General features: G+C 70.2%; 20 protein-coding genes. 13 read left to right on the top strand and 7 right to left on the bottom strand.

The annotated features are described in order from the left end of the window. Window positions 1-97: 97 nt before the first annotated feature. The 3 genes from M9917_RS14915 to M9917_RS14925 all read left to right on the top strand — a co-directional run bounded on the left by M9917_RS14915 (window position 98) and on the right by M9917_RS14925 (window position 3,851). Complete coding sequence (locus tag M9917_RS14915) at window positions 98-1,252, top strand: tetratricopeptide repeat protein (protein WP_297254923.1); 1,155 nt, start codon at window positions 98-100, stop codon at window positions 1,250-1,252. A 106-nt stretch (window positions 1,253-1,358) separates the two neighbouring features. After that, window positions 1,359-2,780 (top strand): EAL domain-containing protein, encoded by a 1,422-nt coding sequence (locus tag M9917_RS14920; protein WP_297254925.1) that lies wholly within the window; start codon window positions 1,359-1,361, stop codon window positions 2,778-2,780. A 201-nt stretch (window positions 2,781-2,981) separates the two neighbouring features. Next, the gene (locus M9917_RS14925) at window positions 2,982-3,851 is read left to right on the top strand and encodes a TIGR01459 family HAD-type hydrolase (RefSeq protein ID WP_297254926.1); all 870 of its coding nucleotides are present in this window, start codon (window positions 2,982-2,984) and stop codon (window positions 3,849-3,851) included. A 105-nt stretch (window positions 3,852-3,956) separates the two neighbouring features. On the opposite strand, the gene M9917_RS14930 is transcribed toward M9917_RS14925, so the two are convergent. Further along, window positions 3,957-4,343, bottom strand: a complete 387-nt coding sequence (locus M9917_RS14930; RefSeq protein ID WP_297254928.1) for a response regulator — start codon at window positions 4,341-4,343, stop codon at window positions 3,957-3,959. Window positions 4,344-4,561: 218 nt separating this feature from the next. Between M9917_RS14930 and M9917_RS14935 the strand changes: the two genes are divergently transcribed. From M9917_RS14935 to M9917_RS14975, 9 genes are all read left to right on the top strand, one after another. Then, complete coding sequence (locus tag M9917_RS14935; RefSeq protein ID WP_297254930.1) at window positions 4,562-5,545, top strand: bifunctional riboflavin kinase/FAD synthetase; 984 nt, start codon at window positions 4,562-4,564, stop codon at window positions 5,543-5,545. A 202-nt stretch (window positions 5,546-5,747) separates the two neighbouring features. Next, on the top strand, window positions 5,748-8,720 hold the full coding sequence (gene ileS, locus M9917_RS14940; RefSeq protein ID WP_297254932.1) for an isoleucine--tRNA ligase: 2,973 nt from the start codon (window positions 5,748-5,750) through the stop codon (window positions 8,718-8,720). Continuing rightward, entirely contained in the window at window positions 8,720-9,202 is a 483-nt protein-coding gene (gene lspA / locus M9917_RS14945; RefSeq protein ID WP_465246381.1) for a signal peptidase II, read from the top strand. The genes ileS and lspA overlap by 1 nt, the downstream gene beginning before the upstream one ends. 76 nt (window positions 9,203-9,278) lie before the next feature. Continuing rightward, on the top strand, window positions 9,279-9,920 hold the full coding sequence (locus M9917_RS14950) for a hypothetical protein (RefSeq protein ID WP_297254934.1): 642 nt from the start codon (window positions 9,279-9,281) through the stop codon (window positions 9,918-9,920). Window positions 9,921-10,052: 132 nt separating this feature from the next. Then, the gene (locus M9917_RS14955) at window positions 10,053-11,342 is read left to right on the top strand and encodes a M16 family metallopeptidase (protein ID WP_297254936.1); all 1,290 of its coding nucleotides are present in this window, start codon (window positions 10,053-10,055) and stop codon (window positions 11,340-11,342) included. 28 nt (window positions 11,343-11,370) lie between these two features. Beyond that, the gene (locus M9917_RS14960; protein WP_297254938.1) at window positions 11,371-12,666 is read left to right on the top strand and encodes a M16 family metallopeptidase; all 1,296 of its coding nucleotides are present in this window, start codon (window positions 11,371-11,373) and stop codon (window positions 12,664-12,666) included. A gap of 36 nt (window positions 12,667-12,702) precedes the next feature. Further along, a complete protein-coding gene (locus M9917_RS14965) occupies window positions 12,703-14,028 on the top strand; it encodes a glucose-6-phosphate isomerase (protein ID WP_297254940.1) in 1,326 nt (441 codons plus the stop codon). A 16-nt stretch (window positions 14,029-14,044) separates the two neighbouring features. Further along, window positions 14,045-15,838: a DNA mismatch repair endonuclease MutL gene (gene mutL, locus M9917_RS14970; RefSeq protein WP_297254942.1), complete on the top strand. Its 1,794-nt coding sequence runs from the start codon at window positions 14,045-14,047 to the stop codon at window positions 15,836-15,838. 7 nt (window positions 15,839-15,845) lie between these two features. Further along, window positions 15,846-16,346, top strand: a complete 501-nt coding sequence (locus M9917_RS14975) for a hypothetical protein (RefSeq protein WP_297254944.1) — start codon at window positions 15,846-15,848, stop codon at window positions 16,344-16,346. A 143-nt stretch (window positions 16,347-16,489) separates the two neighbouring features. Here the strand turns inward: M9917_RS14975 and M9917_RS14980 are convergent, their stop codons facing one another. The 3 genes from M9917_RS14980 to M9917_RS14990 form a co-directional block, all read right to left on the bottom strand. Further along, window positions 16,490-16,861 (bottom strand): DUF2019 domain-containing protein, encoded by a 372-nt coding sequence (locus tag M9917_RS14980; protein WP_297254946.1) that lies wholly within the window; start codon window positions 16,859-16,861, stop codon window positions 16,490-16,492. A 435-nt stretch (window positions 16,862-17,296) separates the two neighbouring features. Next, entirely contained in the window at window positions 17,297-17,857 is a 561-nt protein-coding gene (gene rsmD / locus M9917_RS14985; protein ID WP_297254948.1) for a 16S rRNA (guanine(966)-N(2))-methyltransferase RsmD, read from the bottom strand. A gap of 3 nt (window positions 17,858-17,860) precedes the next feature. After that, on the bottom strand, window positions 17,861-19,759 hold the full coding sequence (locus tag M9917_RS14990; protein ID WP_297254950.1) for a pseudouridine synthase: 1,899 nt from the start codon (window positions 19,757-19,759) through the stop codon (window positions 17,861-17,863). A 123-nt stretch (window positions 19,760-19,882) separates the two neighbouring features. Here M9917_RS14990 and M9917_RS14995 point away from each other — a divergent pair, with 123 nt between their 5' ends. Beyond that, window positions 19,883-20,347, top strand: coding sequence for a nucleoside deaminase (locus tag M9917_RS14995; RefSeq protein WP_297254952.1), 465 nt, complete (start codon window positions 19,883-19,885; stop codon window positions 20,345-20,347). On the opposite strand, the gene M9917_RS15000 is transcribed toward M9917_RS14995, so the two are convergent. The 3 genes from M9917_RS15000 to purD are packed head-to-tail and all read right to left on the bottom strand — an operon-like array spanning window position 20,344 to window position 23,411. Next, window positions 20,344-21,177 (bottom strand): patatin-like phospholipase family protein, encoded by an 834-nt coding sequence (locus M9917_RS15000; protein WP_297254954.1) that lies wholly within the window; start codon window positions 21,175-21,177, stop codon window positions 20,344-20,346. The genes M9917_RS14995 and M9917_RS15000 overlap by 4 nt on opposite strands. Before the next feature lie 8 nt (window positions 21,178-21,185). Beyond that, window positions 21,186-22,100 (bottom strand): alpha/beta fold hydrolase, encoded by a 915-nt coding sequence (locus M9917_RS15005; RefSeq protein WP_297254956.1) that lies wholly within the window; start codon window positions 22,098-22,100, stop codon window positions 21,186-21,188. Window positions 22,101-22,133: 33 nt separating this feature from the next. Beyond that, the gene (purD, locus tag M9917_RS15010; RefSeq protein ID WP_297254958.1) at window positions 22,134-23,411 is read right to left on the bottom strand and encodes a phosphoribosylamine--glycine ligase; all 1,278 of its coding nucleotides are present in this window, start codon (window positions 23,409-23,411) and stop codon (window positions 22,134-22,136) included. Window positions 23,412-23,445 lie beyond the last annotated feature (34 nt).

Raw genomic sequence — 23,445 nt, forward strand, 5'->3', positions numbered from 1 at the left:
CCCGCTTCTTTGGACGGGGCTGGCATCCCGGCCTCGGGGGGCGGGAAGGCCGCGGGGGGGGGCGGCCGCCGGGGGGCGCCCGCCACCGCCGCTTCTCGTGCGTGTCGCGATCACGATTCCCCATTCGCCTTCCGATCCCGCGCTCGCCGATCTCCTGCGCCGCTTCTCGGCGCTGCTCGTCGATGCGATGGCGCGGTTCGACGATCTCGTCACGATCAAGACGCCGCCCTCCGGCTCCACCGCCCCGGAAGAGGTCGATTACCTGTTCGAGCTGGACGTCCAGCCCGATGGCGGCGGGACGGAGGGGTTCGGCCGTCTGCGCTCCGTCAGGGACGGCCGCATCGTCTGGACGACCTCGTCGGGCAGCGCCTCCTTCGCGGCGTTGGGAGACAGGGAGCTCGCCGAGATGGCGCGGCGGCTGGCGACGCAGCTGACCGAGCCCTTCGGCATCATCCTCGCCGATGCGCGCCAGTTCCTGCCCTCCGGCGCCATCGGCTGCATCCTGCTGGCCTACGATGCGAGGCGCGCCCTGCAGCCGGCCCGGCACCGGGCGGCCCGGCTCTGCCTGAACCGGTTGGTCGAGGAGGAGCCGGGCTTCTATCCGGGCTGGGCTCATCTGGCGATCGTGATGCTCGGCGAGGCCGGGCTCGATCCGGATGCGCCCGGCGCCGACGAGGGTGGGGAAGAAACCGGCGCCATGCGCGATCGCGCACTCGCCGCGGCGTTGACGGCCCTTCGCCTCGCGCCGTCCGGAGCCCGCGCCTATCAGGCGATGATGAAGGTGCTGCTGCTGCGCGGCGCGACCGAGGCGGCGATCCGGATGGGCAGCATGGCCCGGACCCGCAATCCCTACGACCCGGAGGTCCTCGCCGATGTCGGGGCGCTCTACGTCCGGCTCGGGCGCCCTCTCGAGGGGGTGCCGCTGCTGGAGCGGGCAACCGATCTCAGCGTCGGTCGGCCGTCGCGCTACGATTTCTATGCGTTCCTCGGCGCCTATCTGATCGGCGCGGGGAAGGACTCCGAGAGCTACGAGGGCATGCTGGCGGCGGATACGAGCCCGCTCAGCCTGCTCGGCCAGGCGCTCAAGGCGGCCGCCGACGGCGATGCTGCGCGGCAGGCGAAGGCGCTCGCCCAGCTCGCCGTGAAATCCCCCGCCTTCGCACGCGATCCGCGCTCCTTCCTCGAGCGGCGGGGCTTCGCCGGGCCGGTGATCGACAAGATCCTGACCGCGCTCGGGCTGAAGAAGCCGTAGTGTCCGCGCGGGCTTGCTCGCTTAACCGCGCCGGCAGGGTTAATCTGCCGGTCGATACCGTGATTCGTTCCCCGTCCCGCTTCTGAATCGTAGCGCGAGCGCTGCCGTGGCACCTGTGCGCCTGAAAGCCCTGCATCCTCTCGCCGGCGCCGTCACCGGCCTGTCGGTCGGCGCCGTGGCCGCGATCCTGCTTCCGGGCGGGCTCGGCGCGGCGCTGGGCCTCATCGCCGCGGGGAGCGGGCTGATGCTGGCGATGCACGCCTTCGAGCGGCGCGGGCTTGCCCGCCACGAGCAGGCCATGGCGGGCCTCGGCGAGGTCAAGGTCAGGCTCGCCACCAGCGCCATCCGCCTCGACGCCCTGTCGCAGCGCGTCGAGCAGATGCCGATGCGCGATGCCGATGCCGCCCCGGCGCGCGCCGCGATCCATGAGCTGACGGCCGAGGTCGGCCTGCTCGGCGACCTGATCCATCAGGTCGCGACCACGCTTGCCGACCACGAGACCGTGCTGGCGCGCCTGCCGGAGCCCGCCACCGCATCCCCCGCCCCGGCGCCCGAGGTGGTGCTCGATCCGGAAGCGGCGCGCCGGGCGCGGGCCGAGGCGCTCGCCGCCGAGCGCGCCGCTGCCGCGGCCGCCGCGCGGGAGGAGGCCGAGGCCGAGCGGGCGGCGCTGATCGGCAGGGCGCTGAGCGAGGGCCGGCTCGAGGTCCATCTCCAGCCGATCGTCTCGCTGCCGCAGCGGCGCACCTGCGGCTACGAGGCGCTGGCACGCCTGCGGCTGGACGAGACCACGCTGCTCCTGCCGCATGAATTCATCGAGACGGTCGAGGCGCGCGGCTTCGGGCCGACGCTGGACGCCCTCGTCCTGACCCGGACGCTGGCCATCGCCCGCCATCTCGGCCAGAAGGATGCGGGGCTCTTCGTCTCATGCAATTTCAGCGCCGCGACCTGGGGCTCGTCGCGGGCGCTGGCGGCGCTCACCCGCATCCTCGACAAATACCGCGACCACAGCGGCCATCTCGTCATCGAGATGCCGCAGGCGGTGTTCCGCGCGCTCGACCCGACCAGCCTCGGCCTGCTCGGCGCGATGTCGGCGAACGGCGTGCGCTTCGCCCTCGACCAGCTCGCCGATCTGCGCCTCGATCCGCGCGCCCTGTTCGACCGCGGCATCCGCTACGTGAAGGCGCCCGCGGCGCTGCTCCAGGCGCATCTCGAAGGCCGGGTCGGCAGCGATATCGCCGCCGGCGACCTCGCCGCCCTCCTGGCCCGCATGTCGATCGTTCTCGTCGCCGACCAGGTCGAGGACAACCCCGCCGCCGCCGACATGATCGAGCTCGGCGCCGCGATGGGGCAGGGGCTGGCCTTCTCGCCGCCGCGCCCGGTCAAGCCGGGGGTCTTCGCCGAGCCGGCCCCTGCCGCCGCGCCGGCGCCGCCGGCCGAAGCCGCGACGGCGCCGGAGGTCGAGCCCGCGCCTGCCGCCCGCCCGGAGCGGTTGCCGTTCCGGGCCGTGCTGCGCCGCGCCAGCGCCTGATGCGCGCGGCCGGTTCCTTTGCCGGCGAATCCCGTCTGGATCATCGCGCGTCCTGCCGGACACGGTAACGATGATCTATCTCATTGTTGGAGCATCGGAATTTTCCGAAAAGTGGATTCCACTTTTCGCATCCGATGCTTTAGATCAGCATCGCGGGGAAGCGCGGGCCTTCCGCTCGCGCAGCCGCCGGAGATCGAGACAGTGTCGCCATCGGGGATCGCTTCAACCCTTCCGCTTTCGGGCTTTTCCGAGATCGCGGACCGTTTCGATCTCTGCCTGTGCGATGTCTGGGGCGTGGTCCATAACGGCGTGGCGGCCTATCGCGACGCCCTCACGGCGCTGACGCGGATGCGCGAGCGCGGCACGAGCGTCGTCCTCGTCACCAATGCGCCGCGCCCGGCCGAGGTGATCGTCGGCCAGCTCGATCGCTTCGGCGTGCCGCGCGCGGCCTGGGATGCGATCGTCACCTCCGGCGATGTCTGCCGCCTGCTGATCCGCGAGCGCGCCGGCGAGCCGGTGTTCCGCCTCGGCCCCGACCGCGACCTGCCGCTGATCGCCGGGCTCGACGTGCGTGAGACCGGCCCCGACGAGGCGGCCTATGTGCTCTGCACCGGGCTGTTCGACGACGAGACGGAGACGGCGGCAAGCTATGCCGATCTGCTCGCCGGCTTCGCCGCGCGCGGGCTTCCGCTGATCTGCGCCAATCCCGACCTCGTCGTCGAGCGCGGCGGGCGCATCGTTCCCTGCGCCGGCGCGATCGGGCTCGCCTATGAGGAGATCGGCGGGCGGACGATCTATGCCGGCAAGCCGCACCGGCCGATCTACGAGGCGGCGGTGGCGGCCGCCGAAGCCGCCCGCGGCAGCCCGCTCGCCCGCGACAGAATCTGCGCCGTGGGCGATGCGCTCCGCACCGACATCGCCGGCGCCGATGCCTTCGGCGTGACGGGGATCATGGTGCTGGCCGGCATCCACGCCCAGGACCTGATGCAAGCCTCATGGGACGAGCGCCACGGCTGGTTTCGCCGGCAGGCGCATCGCCCGGCCTATGCGATGCCGCATCTCACCTGGTGAGGTCGGCTCAGAGCATTTTCGAGCGAAGTGGACACCGGTTCGCGTGAGAAAAATGCGATACAAAAAGATGGAGTATTTTTGCGGTTCGAAGAACGCGGAAATGCTCTATGCGGCGGCGCAGACCGATTCGATCTTCGTCTTCAGCATCTGCGCGTTGAACGGCTTTACGATGTAGTTGCTGACGCCGGCCTTCTTCGCGGCGACGACGTTCTCGGTCCGCGATTCGGCGGTGACGATGATGAAGGGCGTTTCCGCCAGCGCCTCCTCCTCGCGCACCTTCCGGAGCAGCTCGAAGCCGGTCATCGGCTCCATGTTCCAGTCGGAGATCACCAGCCCGTATTTCTTGTCGCGCATCTTCTCGATGGCGCTCGAGCCGTCCGAGGCATCGTCGACATTCTCGAAGCCGAGCTGTTTCAGCAAATTGCGGATGATGCGGACCATCGTCTGGTAATCGTCGACGACGAGGATCGGCATGGATGGATCGAGAGCCATGGCGCTGCTCCGGGCATGGCGGTCGCGGGGCCGGAAGATGCCGGCCCGTTCCGCTCTCCTGGGTTGATAGCCGGGGCGTCTTGCAAACCGGTTAATCCGATCGGAGAGTGACGCAAGGTCAGGCGCCCGCGCGCAGCCCATGGCTTGACGTCCGCCCGGCCTTCGCAGCAAAGACGGCGATCGCCCGGTTCCCGCGGGCGCCTGGACGTTTTCGACTGATGCCATCCCCCGTCGATCTGCCGCCGCGCGAGGAGCCGGCGGCCGTGGTTCTCGACCTCGCCAAGCCGCTTCCCGATGCCCTGCGCGGCGCCGTCCTGGCGCTGGGCAATTTCGATGGCGTCCATCGCGGCCATGCCGAGCTCGCGCGCGTGGCCGCGGCGCTCGCCGCCGAGCGCGGCACCCGGCCGGCCGCCTTCACCTTCGAGCCGCATCCGCGCAGCGTCTTCCGCCCCGACGAGCCGGTCTTCCGGCTGACCTCGCCGCAGCTCAAGCTGGAGCTGCTCGCCGAGGCGGGTCTCGCCCGGGTCTTCGTCCTACCCTTCGACCGCGAGATCGCGGCGCTGACCGCCGAAAGCTTCGTCGACGACCTGCTGATCGGCAGGCTCGGCGCCGCAGGCCTCGTCTGCGGCTATGATTTCCATTTCGGCAAGGGCCGGGCCGGCTCGCCGGAGATGCTTGAGGCCCGCGGCCTCGCCGCCGGCATCCCGGTCGAGGTCGTGCCGCCCTTCGCCTGGCGGGGCGAGCCGGTCTCCTCGACGCTGATCCGCACGGCGCTGGAGGAAGGCGACGTCGCGCGCGCCGCCGCCTTCCTCGGCCGGCCCTGGATCGTGCGCGGGGTTATCGGCCATGGCGACAAGCGCGGCCGCGATCTGGGCTTCCCCACCGCCAACATGCAGCTTGCCCGCGATTGCCGCCTGCGCCACGGCATCTATGCGGTGCGGATGAAGATCGACGGCGTCTGGCATGACGGCGCAGCCAGCTTCGGCCGCCGCCCGACCTTCGACGACGGCGCGCCCCGGCTGGAGACCTTCGTCTTCGATTTCTCCGGCGATCTCTATGGCCGGCGCGTCGACGTCGCCTTCGTCGACTGGCTGCGCGGCGAGGAGAAATTCGCTTCGCTCGAAGCGCTGATAGCCCAGATGGATGCCGACTGCGCCCGCGCGCGGGCGATCCTGGCCAAGACACCGCCCTTCCTTCCGTAGGCCGCGCCTGCTAGAAGCCCCCCATGCTCGCCCAACGCGCCCTGCCGATCGATCTTTCCCGGCGAATTACAGGCCCGGCTGCCGCCTCGCGCTAGATTGAGCGCGGGTGCTTGCGCAGTCGGGGTTGAAGACCGCTTTTCCCGTTTCATGCGGACGCCCGAGGCCCCGAACGGCCCGCCGTCCCGACTGTCCGAGCCGGATGATGACCGACAAGACGAAGACCGCCGAAGCTGCAAAGCCCGCAGGTGAGGGCGTCGATTATTCCCAGACGCTGTTCCTGCCCAGGACCGAGTTCCCGATGCGCGCCGGCCTGCCCCAGCGCGAACCGGAGCTGCTCGACCGCTGGGCGAGGATCGATCTCTACCGCAAGCTGCGCGAGGCCGGGAAAGCCCGGGACCGTTTCGTCCTGCATGACGGCCCGCCCTATGCCAACGGCAACATCCATATCGGGCACGCGCTCAACAAGGTGCTGAAGGACCTCGTCACGCGCTCGCAGCAGATGCTCGGCTACGATTCCAACTACGTGCCGGGCTGGGACTGCCACGGCCTGCCGATCGAGTGGAAGATCGAGGAGCAGTACCGCGCCAAGGGGCTGAACAAGGACGACGTCCCGGTCGTCGAGTTCCGCAAGGAATGCCGCGCCTTCGCCGAGCACTGGGTCGACGTCCAGCGCGAGGAGTTCAAGCGCCTCGGCGTCGAGGGCGACTGGGACCATCCCTATCTGACGATGGCCTATTCCGCGGAGGCGCAGATCGCCCGCGAGCTGATGAAGTTCGCCGAGACCGGCCAGCTCTACCGCGGCTCCAAGCCGGTGATGTGGTCGGTGGTCGAGAAGACCGCGCTGGCCGAGGCCGAGGTCGAATACGAGGAGCATGTCAGCGACACGGTCTATGTGGCGTTCCCGGTGCTGAACGCGCCGGCGGCGCTTACCGGATCGGCGATCGTCATCTGGACGACGACGCCCTGGACGATCCCCGGCAACCGCGCGATCTCCTTCTCGAACCGGATCGCCTACGGCCTCTACAAGGTCACGGCCGCGCCGGAGAACAACTGGGCCAAGGTCGGCGCCACCTATATCCTCGCCAGGAACCTCGCCGAGAGCGTCTTCAAGGCCGCCAAGGTCGAGGCGTTCGAGCTTATCGCGGATGTCTCCGACGCCGAGCTCGCCGCGCTGGCCGCCGCCCACCCCTTGCGCGGACGTGGCTACGATTTCGATGTGCCCCTCCTCGACGGCGACCATGTCACCGACGATGCCGGCACCGGCTTCGTCCATACCGCGCCGGGCCATGGCCGCGAGGACTTCGACATCTGGATGGCCAATGGCCGTGGGCTGGCCGGGCGCGGCATCGAGACCCGCATCCCCTACACCGTCGACGCCGACGGTCGCTTCACCAAGGAGGCGCCGGGCTTCGAGGGCGCGCAGGTCATCACCGACAAGGGTGAGAAGGGCAATGCCAACGACGTCGTCATCAAGGCGCTGGCCGAGGCCGGCAACATCATCGCGCGCGGGCGGCTGAAGCACCAGTATCCGCATTCGTGGCGCTCGAAGAAGCCGGTGATCTTCCGCAACACGCCGCAATGGTTCATCGCCATGGACAAGGCGGTCGATACGCTCGGCAATCGCACGCTGCGCGAGGTCGCGCTCGGGGCGATCAGGGAGACGGAGTGGGTTCCCGCCGCCGGCGAGAACCGCATCACCGGCATGATCGCCAACCGGCCGGACTGGGTCGTCTCGCGCCAGCGCGCCTGGGGCGTGCCGATCACCGTCTTCGTCGAGAAGGAGACCAAGGCGATCCTCGTCGATGCCGGGGTCAACGCCGCCATCGCCGACGCCTTCGAGGCGGAAGGCGCCGATGCCTGGTTCACCGATCTGGACGGCGCCCGCTTCCTCACCCCCTTCGGCTACGATCCGGCCCGCTACGAGCGCGTGACGGACGTGCTCGACGTCTGGTTCGATTCAGGCTCCACCCATGCCTTCACGCTGGAGCGGCGCGACGACCTGCGCGCCCGCCGGCGCGGCGAGGGCGGCAAGGACCGGGTGATGTATCTCGAAGGCTCCGACCAGCATCGCGGCTGGTTCCATTCGAGCCTTCTGGAAAGCTGCGGTACGCGCGGCCGCGCGCCCTACGACATCGTTCTCACCCATGGCTTCTGCCTGGACGAGAAGGGCGAGAAGATGTCGAAGTCGAAGGGCAACGTCACCGCGCCCCAGGACGTCATCAAGGATTCCGGCGCCGACATCCTGCGCCTGTGGGTCGCGGCGGCGGATTATTCCGACGATCTGCGCATCGGCAAGGAGATCCTCAAGACCTTCGTCGAGACCTATCGCAAGCTGCGCAACACCATGCGCTGGATGCTCGGCACGCTCGCCCATTTCAGCGAGGACGTCCGCGTCTGCGACCCCCAGACCATGCCGGAGCTGGAGCGGCTGATGCTGCATCGCCTCGCCGAGCTCGGCCCGCAGGTCGAGGAAGCCTATCGCACCTATGACTACAAGAAGGTGGTGTTCCTGCTCTCGCAGTTCATGAACACCGAGCTCTCGGCCTTCTATTTCGACGTGCGCAAGGACGCGCTCTATTGCGACCCGCTGTCGAGCCATATCCGCAAGAGCGCGCTGACCGTCGTCGATCATCTCTTCCGCTGTCTCACGACCTGGCTCGCGCCGATCCTGGTCTTCACCGCCGAGGAAGCCTGGCTCGACCGTTATCCGGACCAGAAGGCGGGCGAGGGCTCGGTCCATCTCGAGCGCTTCGTCGCGGCCGAGGCCCGTTGGCTCGATCCGGAGCTCGCCGAGCGCTGGGGCAAGATCCGCCGCGTGCGCCGCGTCGTCACCGGCGCGCTCGAATTGGAGCGGGCCGCCAAGCGCCTCGGCTCCTCGCTGGAGGCGGCGCCGCAGGTCTTCGTCGCCGATACCGATCTGCGTGCCGCGCTCTCCGGCGTCGATCTGGCCGAGATCTGCATCACCTCCGGCATCCGGGTCGAGAGCGGCGATGGACCGGCCGACGCCTTCCGCCTCGCGGAGGTGCCGGGCGTCGCGGTCGTGCCGCATCGTGCCGCCGGCATCAAATGCGCCCGCTCATGGAAATATTTCGATCCCGCGACGGCCGATCCGGCCTATCCGCAGGTGACGCCGCGCGATGCGAAGGCCCTGAAGGAGCTGGGGGTGGGGGGCTGATGGCACCGATGCGCCGCTTCGGCCTCACCGTCGTCCTGATCGTCTTCCTGGCCGATCAGGCGCTGAAGCTGTGGCTGCTCTTCGGCGCCGGGCTCGCCGAGAACGGCCCGTTCGAGCTCGCCCCCTTCATGACGATCGTGCTGGCCTGGAACCGCGGCATCTCCTACGGGCTGTTCCAGCAGGGCACCGATCTCGGCCGCTGGCTGCTCGTCGCCGTCTCCTTCGTCGCGGCCGTCTGGCTCTGGCGCTGGATGTGGCGCGAGCGGCGCCGCTTCACCGTGCTGAACCTCGCGCTGATCATCGGCGGGGCGCTCGGCAACGGCGTCGATCGCGCGCTCTACGGTGCCGTCGTCGACTTCGTCCACCTGCATTGGGGCAGCTTCAGCTGGTACATCTTCAACATCGCCGATGTCGCGATCGTTGTCGGCGTGCTCGGCCTCATGTATGAGTCCTTCCGCCCGCGTGCGGAAAACACGGCCTGACGACGGTTTTGCCATCGTTTCGCCGTTCGTCTGGGGTTTCAGACGGGACGGGAATTTGTCCGAAGGGAGATTTGACATGGCCGGACGCATGCGCGTGGCTCCTCTGCTCATCGCCGGCGGGCTGGTGCTCGCAGCCTCGCCCGCCTTCGCGCAGGAGGGCATGCTGTTCTACAACCTGATGAAGGGTGTCTTCGGCAAGGGCGAGGCCGGCGATATCGACTACCGCAATCGCGCGCCGCTGGTGGTGCCGCCGAATTCGACGCTGCCGCCTCCGCAGCAGGCGGCGAGCGAGCGCAACGCCGCCTGGCCGAACGATCCCGATGTGCAGCGCCGCAGGGACGAGGCCAACCCGGCTCCCTTCACCACGGTGCTCGGCCTGCAGAGCAATCCGCGCATGTCGCCGCAAGAGATCCGCCGCGGCCGGACGACGCGCCAGCCGACGGGGTCTGCGAGTACGTTGGGCGACAGTGCCTACGACACCGCCATCCAGCCGATCCGCGTCGGCCGCGAGCTCGCCGCGCGCCAGAACCAGATCGACCAGGATGCGCTGGCCTATGGCGCCGAGCCGCCGCGCCGCACCCTGGCCGAGCCGCCGGCCGGCTATCGCCGCCCGGCCTCGACGGCCCCGCTCGGCCCCGGCCAGGCCGGCCCGGTCGAAGACAAGCAGGCCGTCGGCGCGCGTGAATTCTCGACCGGCCGCGGCCCGGTGATGCGGTGAGCCGGCCGGCATCGGCGGGAGCGTGATCGCGGCTGCGCTTCGCCCCTTGCCGAAGCGGCGCCGCCTGACCAATTTGTCTTTGAGGGCGGGCGCGTCGCGTCCGCCCTTTTTCGCTTCGGGAGACGGTATCAGGTGAATATCCATGCGGGCCGGACCGGGCAGGCGGCGCCGGTCGAAACCTTCCGGTTGGCCAACGGCCTCGATGTCGTGGCCGTGCAGGACCGGCGTGCGCCGGTCGTCACGCATATGGTCTGGTATCGCAACGGCTCGGCCGACGATCCGGCCGGCCGCTCGGGCATCGCGCATTTCCTCGAGCATCTGATGTTCAAGGGTACGGAGCGCTGGCCGGCCGGCGCCTTCTCCAAGATCGTCGCCGGCTTCGGCGGCCAGGAGAACGCCTTCACATCCTTCGACTACACCGCCTATTTCCAGCGCGTGCCCAAGGCGCATCTGCGCGCCATGATGGACTACGAGGCCGACCGGATGACGGGCCTCTCCTTCGACGAGGAGGTGGTTGCTCCGGAGCGCGACGTGGTGCTGGAGGAGCGGCGCATGCGCGTCGATGCCGATCCGGCCGCCCAGCTCGGCGAGGAATTCTCGGCATCGCTCTTCTTCCATCACCCCTACGGCACGCCGATCATCGGCTGGGAGCACGAGATCGAGCGGCTGAGCCGCGACGACGCCTTCGCCTATTACCAGCGCTTCTACACGCCCGAGAACGCGATCCTCGTCGTCGCCGGCGACACCGATGGCGCGCAGGTGCGCGCGCTCGCCGAGGAGACCTATGGCAGGATCGCCGCCCGCGGCGCAGCACCCGTGCGCTGCCGCCCGATCGAGCCCGAGCCGCGCGCCTGCCGCCGCGTTCAGCTCAACGATCCGCGGGTGCAGCAGCCCTCGCTGCGCCGCGGCTGGCTGACCCCGACCTACATGGCCGGCGAAAGCGACGAGGTGCTCGCGCTCGAGCTCGTGGCCGAGATCCTCGGCGGTGGCACCACCTCGCGGCTCTATCGCAGGCTCTGCGTCGAGGCGGAGCTCGCGGCCGGCGCCAGCGCCTATTTCATGGGCTCGATGGTCGACCGCGCCGCCTTCCAGCTCTCGGTCAGCCCGCGCCCCGGCGTCGCGATGGCGGCGCTGGAAGCCGGGCTCGACGCCGCGCTTGCGGCCTTCCTTGCTGACGGGCCGAGCGAGCTGGAGCTGGCGCGGGCCCGCACCCGGCTCGTCGCCGAGACGGTCTTCGCCCGCGACAACCAGTCCTCGCTCGCCCGCATCTTCGGCGCGGCGCTGGCGGTAGGAGAGACGGTCGAGGACGTGCTCGCCTGGCCGGGGCGCATCGAGGCCGTCGGCCGCGACGCGGTCGTCGAGGCGGCGCGCCGCTATCTGAAGTCCGACCGCAGCGTCACCGGCCTCTTGCTGCCGGCCTGACGCCGCCATTCCGCCGACAGGAAGCGCCATGAACGCCCCCATTCCGACACCGACGCTCGATACGGCCGGGCCCGCCATCGCCGTCAAGACCGTCCGCTCGCCCGGCGGCGTCGAAGCCTGGCTGGTCGAGGAGCACAGCCTGCCGCTGATCGCGGTCGATTTCGCCTTCGACGGCGGCGCCGGCTGCGATCCGGACGATGCCGCCGGCAGCGCCTATCTCATCTCCGGCCTGCTCGACGAGGGCGCCGGCGATCTCGATGCCGAGGCCTTCCAGGGCCGGATGGCCGACCACGCGATCGATCTCGGCTTCGAGGCCCGCCGCGACGATTTCCACGGCCATCTCCAGACGCTCTCGACGCATCGCGACACCGCCTTCGACCTGCTGGCGCTGGCGCTCAATGAGCCGCGCTTCGATGCCGACGCCGTCGCCCGCGTCCGCGCCCAGATCATCGCCGGGCTGCAGCGCCAGGCGCAGAACCCTGAAGCGATGTGCCGCAACGCGCTCTATGCCGCGGCCTTTCCGGGCCATCCTTACGGCCGGCCGGAAAAGGGCGACATCGACAGCGTCTCCCGGCTGGAGGCGCCGGCCCTGAAGGCGCTGATGCCGGCGCTGCTCGATCGCGGCGGCTTGAAGATCGTCGTGGTCGGGGACATCACGGAGAGCGAGCTCGCCCAGCGCCTCGATCCGCTCTTCGGCGGCCTGTCCAAGAGCGCGCCGCGCCCGCGCCCGGCAAAGCCCCTGCCGATCCAGGGGCTGGGCCAGACCCATCTCATCGATCTCGACGTGCCGCAGACCGTGCTGCGCTTCGTCGGGCCGGGGCTGATGTGGGACGACCCCGATTTCATCCCGGCGAGCGTGCTGAACCACATCCTCGGCGGCTCGGCCTTCACCTCGCGGCTGTTCATGGAGGTGCGCGAGAAGCGCGGCCTCGCCTATGGCGTCTCCTCGAGCCTCGTGCCGCTGCGCGAGAGCGCCATGCTGGTCGGCGGCACCGCCACCCGCAACGACCGCGCCGCGCTGGCGATGCAGGTGATCCGCGAGGAGATGGGCAAGCTCGCGGAGGACGGCCCGACCGAGCACGAGGTCGAGGAGGCCAAGCGCTACATCGTCGGCTCCTATCCGCTGCGCTTCGACACCTCGCCCAAGATCGCCGGCGAATTGCTGCACCTGGCGCTGCGCGGCGACGGGCCGGATTTCCTCGCCCGCCGCAACGGCCTCTTCGCCACTGTTACGCTCGACGACGTGAAGCGCGTCGCGCGGCGCCTCTTCGGCAACCCGGACCTGCTCGTGCAGGCGGTCGGCAGGCCGGTCGGGCTGGTCTGAAATAGCCTTCTTCCCGCGTTGAAACGGATTCACTCCATGCTTCAGCAAAGCTTCGATCTCGCGCTCGAATCCAGCGTCGGCGAGGGCGGCATTCCCGATGCGGCCTTCGACAAGGCGCTGGCTGATCTCGAACCGGCGCTGGCGAGGCTGCGCGCGCAGGCGAAGGACGGCTCGCTCCCGCTCCTGAAGCTGCCGGGCGACACCGCCGATCTCGCACCGGTGAAGGCCGCCGCCGCGCGGCTGAAATCCGGCGGCACCACCGACGTTCTGGTGCTCGGCACCGGCGGTTCCAGCCTCGGCGGCCAGACGCTGGCGCAGCTCACCGGCTACGGCATCGCCGGGCTTTCGCAGTTCGCCCCCGATCCGCGCGTGCATTTCATCGACAATCTCGACCCGGCGACCTATGCGGCGCTGCTGGCGAAGCTGCCGCTCAGGACGACGAAGTTCGTCGCGATCTCGAAATCCGGCGGCACCGGCGAGACGCTGCTGCAGGCGATCGCGGCGATCGAGGCGCTGCGCGGCGCCCATCTCACCGATCGTGAGATCGGCGAGCATTTCCAGGGGCTCTCCGAGCCGGCCAGACCCGGCAAGCTGCACCCCTTGCGCGCGCTGCTCGAACCCTTCGGCACACCCTTCCTCGAGCATCATACCGATGTCGGCGGGCGCTATTCGGTAATGACCAATTGCGGCCTGCTGCCGGCCGCCGTGCTGGGCCTCGACATCAAGGCGCTCAGGCACGGCGCAGGCCGGGCGGTGGCGCCGCTCTTCGCCGGCAAGGGCGTCCGCGAGACGCCGGCGGCGGTCGGCGCGGCGCTGCATCTTTCCGCGATGCGCTCGGGCAAGAATATAGCGGTTCTGATGCCCTATGCCGACAAGCTCGCGCTGCTCACCCGCTGGTGGATGCAGCTCTGGGCCGAGAGCCTCGGCAAGGACGGAAAGGGCACGCAGCCCGTCGGCGCGCTCGGCCCCGTCGACCAGCATTCGCAGCAGCAGCTCTACCTCGCCGGGCCGAAGGACAGGTTCTTCACCGTCATCACGACCGATGTGAAGGGCAAGGGCCCACGGATCGATGCCGGTCTCGCGGAGAAGATCGGCCAGGCCGATTTCGCCGGCAAGACCATCGGCGACCTGGTGGCGGCGCAGGGCGTCGCGATGATCGACACCTTCGCCCGCAACGGCTGCGCGGTGCGCCGCTTCCATGTCGCGCGGATCGACGAGGCGAGCCATGGCGAGATGCTGATGCATTTCATGCTGGAGACGATTCTGACCGGCTACGCCATGGGCGTCGACCCCTTCGACCAGCCGGCGGTGGAGGAGGCCAAGCTCCTCGCCAAGCGCTATCTCGCCGAGGGGCGGGCTTGAGTCGCGGTCCCTCGGGATGACCGTCCGCCGCCTCGACCCCGTCCTGGTCGACCGCATCGCCGCCGGCGAGGTGATCGAGCGGCCGGCCGCCGCCGTCAAGGAGCTGGTCGAGAACGCGATCGACGCCGGGGCGCGTAGCGTTGCCGTCACCATCGCGGGCGGCGGGCGCGGGCTGATCCGCGTCGTCGACGACGGTGACGGCATGACGCCGGACGACCTCGCGCTCGCCGTCGAGCGCCACGCCACCTCGAAGCTGCCGGACGGCGACCTCTTCGCCATCCGCTCGCTCGGCTTCCGCGGCGAGGCCTTGCCCTCGATCGGCTCGGTCGCCAGGCTCTCGATCGCGACACGCCGGCACGACGCGCCGCAGGGCGTGGGCCTCGTCGTCGAGGCCGGCGAGAGGGGCGCCGTCCGCCCGGTCGCGGCCGCGCCCGGCACCCGCATCGAGGTCAGCGATCTCTTCGTCTTCACCCCGGCGCGCCTGAAATTCCTCAAGAGCGACCGGGCCGAGGCCCAGGCCGTCACCGAGATGCTGCGCCGCCTCGCCATCGCCCACCCGCAGATCCGCTTCTCGCTCGCGGGCGAGCATGCCGGCGCCTTCGACTGGCCGGCCGAGCCGATCGGCGAGGAGGGGCTCCTGCGTCGGCTGGGCCGGGCGCTCGGGCGCGACTTCCCCGAGAACGCGCTGAAGATCGAGGCCGAGCGCGAGGGCATCCGCCTCCTGGGCTTCGCCGGACTGCCGACCTTCCATCGCGGCACCGCGGCCGGCATCCATCTCGCCGTCAACGGCCGCCCGGTGCGCGACAAATTGCTTCTGTCGGCGGTGCGCGGCGCCTATGCCGATGTCGTCCCCTCCGACCGCTACCCGGTCCTCTTCCTCGATGTCGGCTGCGATCCGCGCGCGGTCGACGTCAACGTCCACCCGGCCAAGAGCGAGGTGCGCTTCCGCGATCCGGCGCTGGTGCGCGGTCTCGTCGTCTCGGCCCTGAAGGCTTCGCTCGCCGCCGCCGGCCACCGCGCCACCACCACGGGCGGCGCCCGCACGCTCGATGCCTTCCGCGCCGTGCTCGCGATGGGCGGCGGCGGCAACGCGATCCCGCGTCCTTCCTTCCCGCAGGCGCCGGCCTGGAGCGCGCCGACCGCCGCGCCGCAGGCCGGCTTCGCCGATGTCGGCGCCCCTTCCACGGACACCCGCGCGCATCTCGCCGAGCCCTCGTCCGATGCGCTCGACCGGCCGCTCGGCGCCGCGCGCGCCCAGCTCCACGAGACCTATATCGTCGCCCAGACCCGCGAGGGCGTCGTCATCGTCGACCAGCACGCCGCCCATGAGCGGCTGGTCTATGAGCGCCTCAAGGCCGAGCGGGCCCGCAACGGCATCGCCCGCCAGCCCTTGCTGCTGCCCGAGGTGGTCGAGCTCGATTCCGTCGACGCCGCCCGGCTGATCGCGGCGGGTGCCGAGCTTGCAAGCCTCGGCCTCGTGCTGGAAGCCTTCGGCCCCGGCGCGGTTCTGGTGCGCGAGGCGCCGAGCGCGCTCGCCGGCGGCAATCTCCAGCGCCTCGTCCGCGACGTCGCCGATGCGCTGGCCGAGCACGGCACGGCGGGCTCGCTGGAGCGCCGGCTCGACCATGTGCTGGCGACGATGGCCTGCCACAACTCGGTGCGCGCCGGCCGCCGCCTGCGCCCCGAGGAGATGGACGCGCTCCTGCGCGAGATGGAGGTCACGCCCAATTCCGGCCAGTGCAACCACGGCCGCCCGACCTATGTCGAGCTGAAGCTCAGCGATATCGAAAGGCTGTTCGGGCGCAGGTGAGACGATCATGACCCTGGCACAACCGAGAACCTGCGGCACATGCACGCTGTGCTGCAAAGTCTATCACATCCCCGAGCTCGACAAGAGAATGGGGTCGTGGTGCAAATTCTGCGTGCCGGGCAAGGGGTGCGGCAATTACGAGGCGCGCCCGAACACGTGCAGGACGTTCAACTGCCTTTGGATCATCACGGATATTCTCGGCCCGGAGTGGAAGCCGGAGCGCTCGAAGCTCGTCATGGCGATCGACCCGGAAACCAATTTCCTGAAGATACAGGTCGATCCGGGCGCGCCGCGCGCCTGGCGGGCGGAGCCGTATTACAGCCAGATCAGGCATTGGGCCGTCGCCGGGGACCCGACCGGCAGGCGGGTCATCGTCTTCGTCAACGACAGGGCGACGGTGGTGTTGCCGGACGGCGAGCATGACATAGGCGTCATAGCGCAGGGGGAGAGGATCCAGATCAACCGGCCGACATCGCCCAATGGCAGGTTCAGCGTCGTCAAGAGCTGAAGCGCCGGCTAGATCATCGCGCGTCCTATCGGACGCGATAACGATGATCTATCTCATTGTCGGGGCATCGGATTTTTCCGAAAAGTGGATTCCACTTTTCGGTCCGATGCTCTAGCGCATGCCGTTAGGGAGATGGTGAGGGGTCAGGTCGGCCGGTAGAAGCCGCGATCGATGTTCCAGAGCGTCATGCCGGCATCGCCGGATTGTGGAAACCACTGCTCGTCGATGATGGCCTGAAGCTCGCGGCGGGCAGCGATGTAGTCGACGGCGAGATTGGTATGGGCGGCCGTGAGGCGGACCTGCATGTTGGGGTGCCCAAACAAGCTCATCAGAATTCGCCTCTGGTCTCCGGGACGGGCTTTGAGCTCGTTCTGGATCGCTAAAATCTTCTTGTAGCGCCTGTTGTAGCTGGCGTTCTCGTTGCGCTCGATAGCGTCGTATTGCTGGATGCAAAGCTGCTCGAAGAGGCGTTTCAGCTCTTCTGATGTCAGCGATTTCAGCTTTGATGGGGTCATTTCAACACCTCGAAAAGCCTGAGAGCCCGATGGCCGACTTCCACGTGTTCGGTCCAGATCTTCTCTCGCAAGTAAGCTCTGGGTGACAGATTGCCAAATTCGGGATTCGCCCTTGTATACCACCCCGTGATCTCATGGCGCTTATAGCGAGGGATACTGACCACGTTCGCCACGCCGTCAATATCGGAGCGCGGAAACGGGCCGAAGATAAGCTCTCGGCAGGCTTAGGCGGTGTGGATATTTGCCATAGGATTGTCATTCCGGGGCTTCGCGGAGCGAAGAACCCGGAACCCACGACCGGGTGAGCCCTGACAACCGCGCATCGGATGTCTCACGCAATCGTGGGTTCTTAGGTTCGCGCCTATGGCGCGCCCCGGATTGACAGCGGTGGTGTCGACCGGGAGCGATCCGTCAAATGTCCACACTGCTTAAGGCTTATCCGGCCCGCAAGATCATCACCTGCGTCTCGCCATAGGCCCGCCGTTCCAACTCAGCAAAGCCCTCCGGCGGGTCGATTTCGGCATCCGCCGCCTCTTCCAGCACGATCAGCGCCTCCGGCGCGAGCCAGCCGCCAGCGCGGGCGGAAGCGAGCGCCTTCTCGCCCAGCCCCTTGCGATAGGGCGGGTCGCAGAAGACGAGGCTAAAAGGAGCCATGCCTGTGATCGCGCCGAGCTTGGTCGCGTCGCGGCGGAAGATGCGGCTGAATCCCGCGAGCCCGAGCGCCATCTGGTTCTCGCGGATCAGGCCGCGGGCCTCGGTGCCGTCATCGACCATGAGCGCGAAGGCGGCCCCGCGCGAGAGCGCCTCGAAGCCGAGCGCGCCGGTGCCGGCGAAGAGGTCGAGCACGCGCGCGCCCTCGACCGCGCCGCCATAGGCATGGGCGAGCACGTTGAACAGGGATTCGCGCAGGCGGTCCGAGGTCGGCCGGATGCCGCCGATCCCCGGTTTGGGACCGGCCAGGGGCCGGCCGCCGAGACGCCCGCCGACGATGCGCATCGCCTAGCCGCGCTTGCCGCCGCGCGGCGCGCCGCCGCCGGGGCGCGGGCCCCGGCCGCTCGGCCGCCCGCCGCCCGGCTTGCCGCCGAAGGGGCGCCCGCCGCCGCCCGGCCGCTCCGAGGAGCGGGAACCGAGGCTCTTGGCCGCGGAGCCCTTGCCCCCGAAGCCCTTGCCTCCGAAGCTCTTGCCCCCGAAACTCTTGCCGCCCGGCTTGTCGCCGAAACCGCGGCCGCGTGGCCGGTCTTCCGCCGGGCGCTCCTCGCGCGGAGCGCGCTCCTGCCGGGGCCGCTCATCCACGCGCTCGCGCCCGCCGGCCTCGCCAGCGCGCGAGCGCCGCATCGGCCTTTCGCCGTCGCCGGGCCGGGCGAAGGAACGCGGCGCGCGTGCCTCCTCGCCCCGTTCGGGGCGCGGCTTGCGGTCGGGCCGGCGCCTGCCGTCGCGCGCCGGCGCGGCGGGCTCGTCGGTCGTGGGCGCGCTGATGCGCTCGACCAGCACGCGTCGGCCCTTGGGGTCGGCGATCGGCGTGTCGCGCCGGCGCTGGAGCGTGCCTGAAGCCTCGCGCTCCTGCCGCTCCAGCTTCGGATCGGCTCCGCGGCGCGGTGGCGCCTTGCGGGCGCGCTGCGGCTCGGCCTCGGCGTCGCGCCAGACGGTGCGCGTCCAGGGCCTATCGCCGCGCGAGGGGCGCGCCGTCTCGTCCGGGCCGTCCTTCGCGACGGGCCGGCGGCGCGGGCGATCCTCGGCGGCAGGGGCGGCGCGCGGCGCGGCGGGCAGGGCGTCGCGTCGCGGCGATTCGAAATCGGCGCCGGCCTTGGCGGCAAGCTCGACGCCGAGCTGGTCCTGCAGCACGCGCGAGCGGATCTCCTCGGCCTCGCCCTCGGCGAGGTCGCCGAGCTGGAACGGGCCGAAGGAGACGCGGATCAGCCGGTTCACCGTCAGCCCGAGATGCTCGAGCACGGTCTTGACCTCGCGGTTCTTGCCCTCGCGCAGATCGACGGTGAGCCAGGTGTTGGAGCCCTGCCGGCGCTCGAAGCGGGCGATCACCGGCCCGTACTGGATGCCGTCGACGGTGACGCCGTCCTTCACCGTGTCGAGCACGTCCTGCGTCACCTCGCCGAAGGCGCGCACGCGGTAGCGCCGGAGCCAGCCGGTCTCGGGCAGCTCCAGCACCCGCGCGAGCCCGCCATCGTTGGTGAGCAGCAAGAGGCCCTCGGTGTTGATGTCGAGCCGGCCGATCGTCAGCACGCGCGGCAGATCCTCCGGCAGCGCGTCGAAGACGGTCGGCCGGCCTTCGGGATCGAAATTGGTCGTCACCACGCCGCGCGGCTTGTGATGGAGCCACAGCCGCGTGCGCTCGCGCGCCGGCAGCGGCTCGCCGTCGACCAGCACGGTGTCGGTCGGCTTCACGTCGAAGGCCGGGCTCGCCAGCACCGTGCCGTTCACGCTGACGCGGCCTTCCGCGATCATCGCCTCGCTGTCGCGGCGCGAGGCGACGCCGGCGCGCGCCATCACCTTGGCGATGCGCTCCGGCTCCGCGGCTGCGATCAGCTTGCGCTCGGGTGCGGCGTCGCGCTCCGGCCGGCGCTGGCGCTCCTCGCCGGTGCGCGGCCGAAAGCCGCGGCCTTCGCCCTCGGCCTTGAAGCGCGCCGGCCTGTCGCCGTCGAAGCGGCGCGGGCTCGGGGCCGGGCGCTCGTCGCCTGCCGGGCGCTCGAAGCGGCGGGCCGGGCGTTCGTTGCCATCGGCATGGCCGCGGAACGGCCTGCGCTCGCCATCGCCTGCGGGGCCGCGGCCTTCGCCGCCGGGTCGGCTGCCGAAGCTCTTGCCTGCGGGGCCCTTGCCGCCGCCACGGCTGCCGCTGCCGCCGCCCTTGCGGGGTCCGCGGCCTCTGCTGTCGTTGTCTTTCATGGCTGCTCCTGAGCCGGCCGAGCACAACCGCTTTGCGGGAAGGGCCTGGCTCGCTTATTCGCTATGACCGGCGCTTGTAGCAGAGGCTGTCCCGCGCCGCGAGCGTCAAAGCCGGGGTTTTCGATGTCTGAGCCGCAACGGGTTTCCACCGTCGACGCCATGGCGGCGGCCTTCGACGAGGCGAGGGCGGCCGCCGCGCGCGGCGAGGTGCCGGTCGGCGCGGTGGTGGTGCGCGAGGGCGCGATCCTCGCCCGCGCCGGCAACCGCACGCTGGAGCTGAAGGACCCGACCGCCCATGCCGAGATGCTGGCGCTGAGATCGGCCTCGGCGGCTCTCGGCAGCGAGCGGCTGGCCGGCTGCGATCTCTATGTCACGCTCGAGCCCTGCCCGATGTGCGCGGCGGCGATCTCGTTTGCCCGGATCAGGCGGCTTTATTTCGGTGCGGTCGATCCGAAGGGCGGCGCCGTCGAGAACGGCGTCAGGCTCTATGACAGCCCGACCTGCCACCACGCGCCCGAGGTCTATGGCGGCCTGCGCGAGAGCGAGGCCGCCGCGCTGCTGCGGGCATTCTTCCGCGAGCGGCGCTAGCCTCCGAGCGCGTGCGCCAGGGCGCGCTTGACCTCGTCCTTGACCGGCTCGGCCGCCGCCAGGATCGCCTTCGCCTTGAAGAAGTCGAGCCCGCCGACGCGGTCCATGCCGGCCCGGATCAGGATGTCGGGCGGCCCGCGCTCGATCATGCGCTGGACCAGCGTGCGGGTGAGGATCTGCGAGGCGCCGACGAGCGCCTCCATTGCGCCGGGAATGCGCGTCTCGCCCGCCTCGGCCCCCGGCGCGCTGACGTCGACCGCGACGACGATGCGGCCGGGCGCCGCCAGTTCCGCATAGGGCAGGGGGTCGATGGCGCCACCGTCGATCAGCACGCGCCCGCCGAGCGCGACCGGCCGCACCAGCCCGGGAATGGCGAGCGAGGCGGCGACCGCCGGCGTCAGCGGCCCCTCGCTCAGCGCGACGCGGGCATGGCGGTGGTAGTCGGCCGCGACCGCCGTGAACGGGATCGCGAGCTCCTCGAAGCGGTCGGGTACGGCTTGCGGCCAGAACAGATCGAGCAGCCGTTCGCCGTCGATGAGGACGGGGTTGCCGAGCCCGCGCATCAGATCGGCGAGCTTGCCGACGCGGCAGTCGATGAGCCGCGCGATCACCCGCGCCCGGTCGCGGAAGGTCGAGAGCGCATGCGCGCGCAGCTCGCGGCCGGAGAGCCCGGCGGCGAAGGCCGCGCCGATGATCGCCCCGATCGACGAGCCGGAGATCCGCGCCGGCCTGAGGCCGAGCTCGTCGAAGGCCTCCAGCACCGCGATATGGCCGAGGCCGCGCGCCCCGCCGGCCCCGAGCACGAGCGCGATCTCGGGCGTCGGCGACATCGCGGTCGTCAGTCCGTGGCCTGCGCCAGGAACGGCTTCAGCGCGGCAAGCGTATCCTGCGGGTTCTCCTCGGGCAGGAAATGCCCGCTGTCGATCGCCCGTCCCTCAGCCTGTGGCGCGAAGGTCTGCCGCCAGATCGCGAGCGGGCTTGCGCCCTTCGCCGGGATGCCGGCTTCGCCCCAGAGCACCAGCGTCGGGCAGAGGATGCGGGTGCCGGCGGCGAGATCGGCCTTGTCATGCGCGACATCGGTGGTGGCACCGGCGCGATAGTCCTCGCAAGCGGCATGGGTCCGCGACGGGTCGCTGAAGGATTCGGCGTAGGAGCGCAGCGCCAGCGGATCGAACAGGTCGAGCTTCTTCGCCCGGCTCCAGCTTGCGATGGTGTGGTCGAGCCAGCCGACCGGATCGGCCTTGAGCAGGTTCTCGGGCGTCGGCTCGGGCTGGGCCAGGAAGGTCCAGTGATAGACCTGCATGGCGCGGGCCGCATCCATGCCCTCCCACATCGAGACGGTCGGCAGGATGTCGAGCAGGACGAGCCGCTCGACGCGGCCCGGATGGTCGAGCGCGAGGCGATAGGCCACCCGCGCCCCGCGATCATGGCCGATCATGCAAAAGCGCAGATGGCCGAGCGCCTGCATCACCGCGACGATGTCCTCGCCCATGCCGCGCTTGCTGTAGGTCGCGATGCCGCCGTCGCCATGCGGCGCGGCCGACCAGCCATAGCCGCGCAGGTCCGGGCAGACGACGGTGTGCGTCTTCGCCAGCTCCGGCGCCATCCGGTGCCATTCGGCATGGGTCTGCGGAAAGCCGTGGAGCAGCACCAGCGGCGGGCCTTCGCCGCCGACGCGCGCGAAGATCTTGCCGACCGGCCCGTCGATCCAATGTGCCTTGAAGCCGGGGAAGAGACGGTCGATGTTCGCCATGCCTCGAAGCATAGCTCCGGCCGTGGCGTCCTGTCAGCCCTGTTCGCGCTTCACCGCCTGCCAGCCGATGTCGCGGCGGCAGAAGCCTTCCGGCCAGTCGATCCGGTCGATGGCCCGGTAGGCGCGCGCCTGCGCTTCGCCGACCGTCTTGCCGAGCCCGACGACATTCAGCACGCGCCCGCCATTGGCGACGAGATCGCCATTCACGAGCTTGGTGCCGGCATGGAAGACGATGGTCTCGTCCAGGGCTTCCGCCTTCTCGACGCCGCGGATGACGCTGCCGGTCTCCGGCCTGCCGGGATAGCCCTTCGCCGCGAGCACGACGGTCAGCGCCGCCTCGTCGCGCCAGCGCAGATCGACCGTGTCGAGCACGCCGTCGCAGGCGGCCAGCAGGGCCGGCACGATGTCGCTTTTGAGGCGCGGCATCAGCACCTCGCATTCCGGGTCGCCGAAGCGGGTGTTGTATTCGATCAGCTTCGGCCCCTGCGCCGTGATCATCAGCCCGGCGAAGAGCACGCCCTGGAACGGCGTGCCGCGCTTCACCATGCCGGCGAGCGTCGGGCGGATGATCTCGGCCATGACGCGCTCCGTCATCGCCGGCGTCATCACGGGCGCGGGCGAATAGGCGCCCATGCCGCCGGTATTGGGGCCGGTGTCGCCGTCGCCGACGCGCTTGTGGTCCTGCGCCGAGGCGAGCGGGAGCGCGTGCGTCCCGTCGCAGAGCGCGAAGAAGCTCGCCTCCTCGCCGACCATCCATTCCTCGATCACGACCGCGGCGCCGGCCGAGCCCAGCCCGCCTGCGAACATCATCTCGATCGCCGCATTAGCCTCCTCCGGCGTCTGCGCCATGATCACGCCCTTGCCGGCGGCGAGCCCGTCGGCCTTGATCACGATCGGCGCGCCCTTGGCCGCGACGTAAGCCTTTGCCGCAGCGGCGTCGCCGAAGCGGCCGAAGCCGGCGGTCGGGATATTGAATTCGGCGCAGAGCTCCTTGGTGAAGCCCTTCGAGCCCTCGAGCTGGGCCGCCGCCTTCGACGGGCCGAAGACCTTGATTCCGGCCGCGTTGAGATCGTCGGCGATGCCGGCGACCAGCGGCCCTTCCGGCCCGACCACGACGAGGTCGATGCCCTGCAGGCGGCAGAAGGCGACGACGCCTGCGTGGTCGGCGACATCGACCACGACGTTCTCGCCGCATCGCGCCGTGCCGGGATTGCCCGGCGCGATGAAGAGCGTGTCGCAGAGCGGCGAGGCCGAGATCGCCCAGGCGAGCGCATGCTCCCGTCCGCCCGAGCCGATCAGAAGAATCTTCATGGTGCCGTCTCCGCTCCGTCAGGGGCGGAAATAG

The sequence above is a fragment of the Bosea sp. (in: a-proteobacteria) genome, assembly GCF_023953965.1.
GTDB lineage: Bacteria > Pseudomonadota > Alphaproteobacteria > Rhizobiales > Beijerinckiaceae > Allobosea.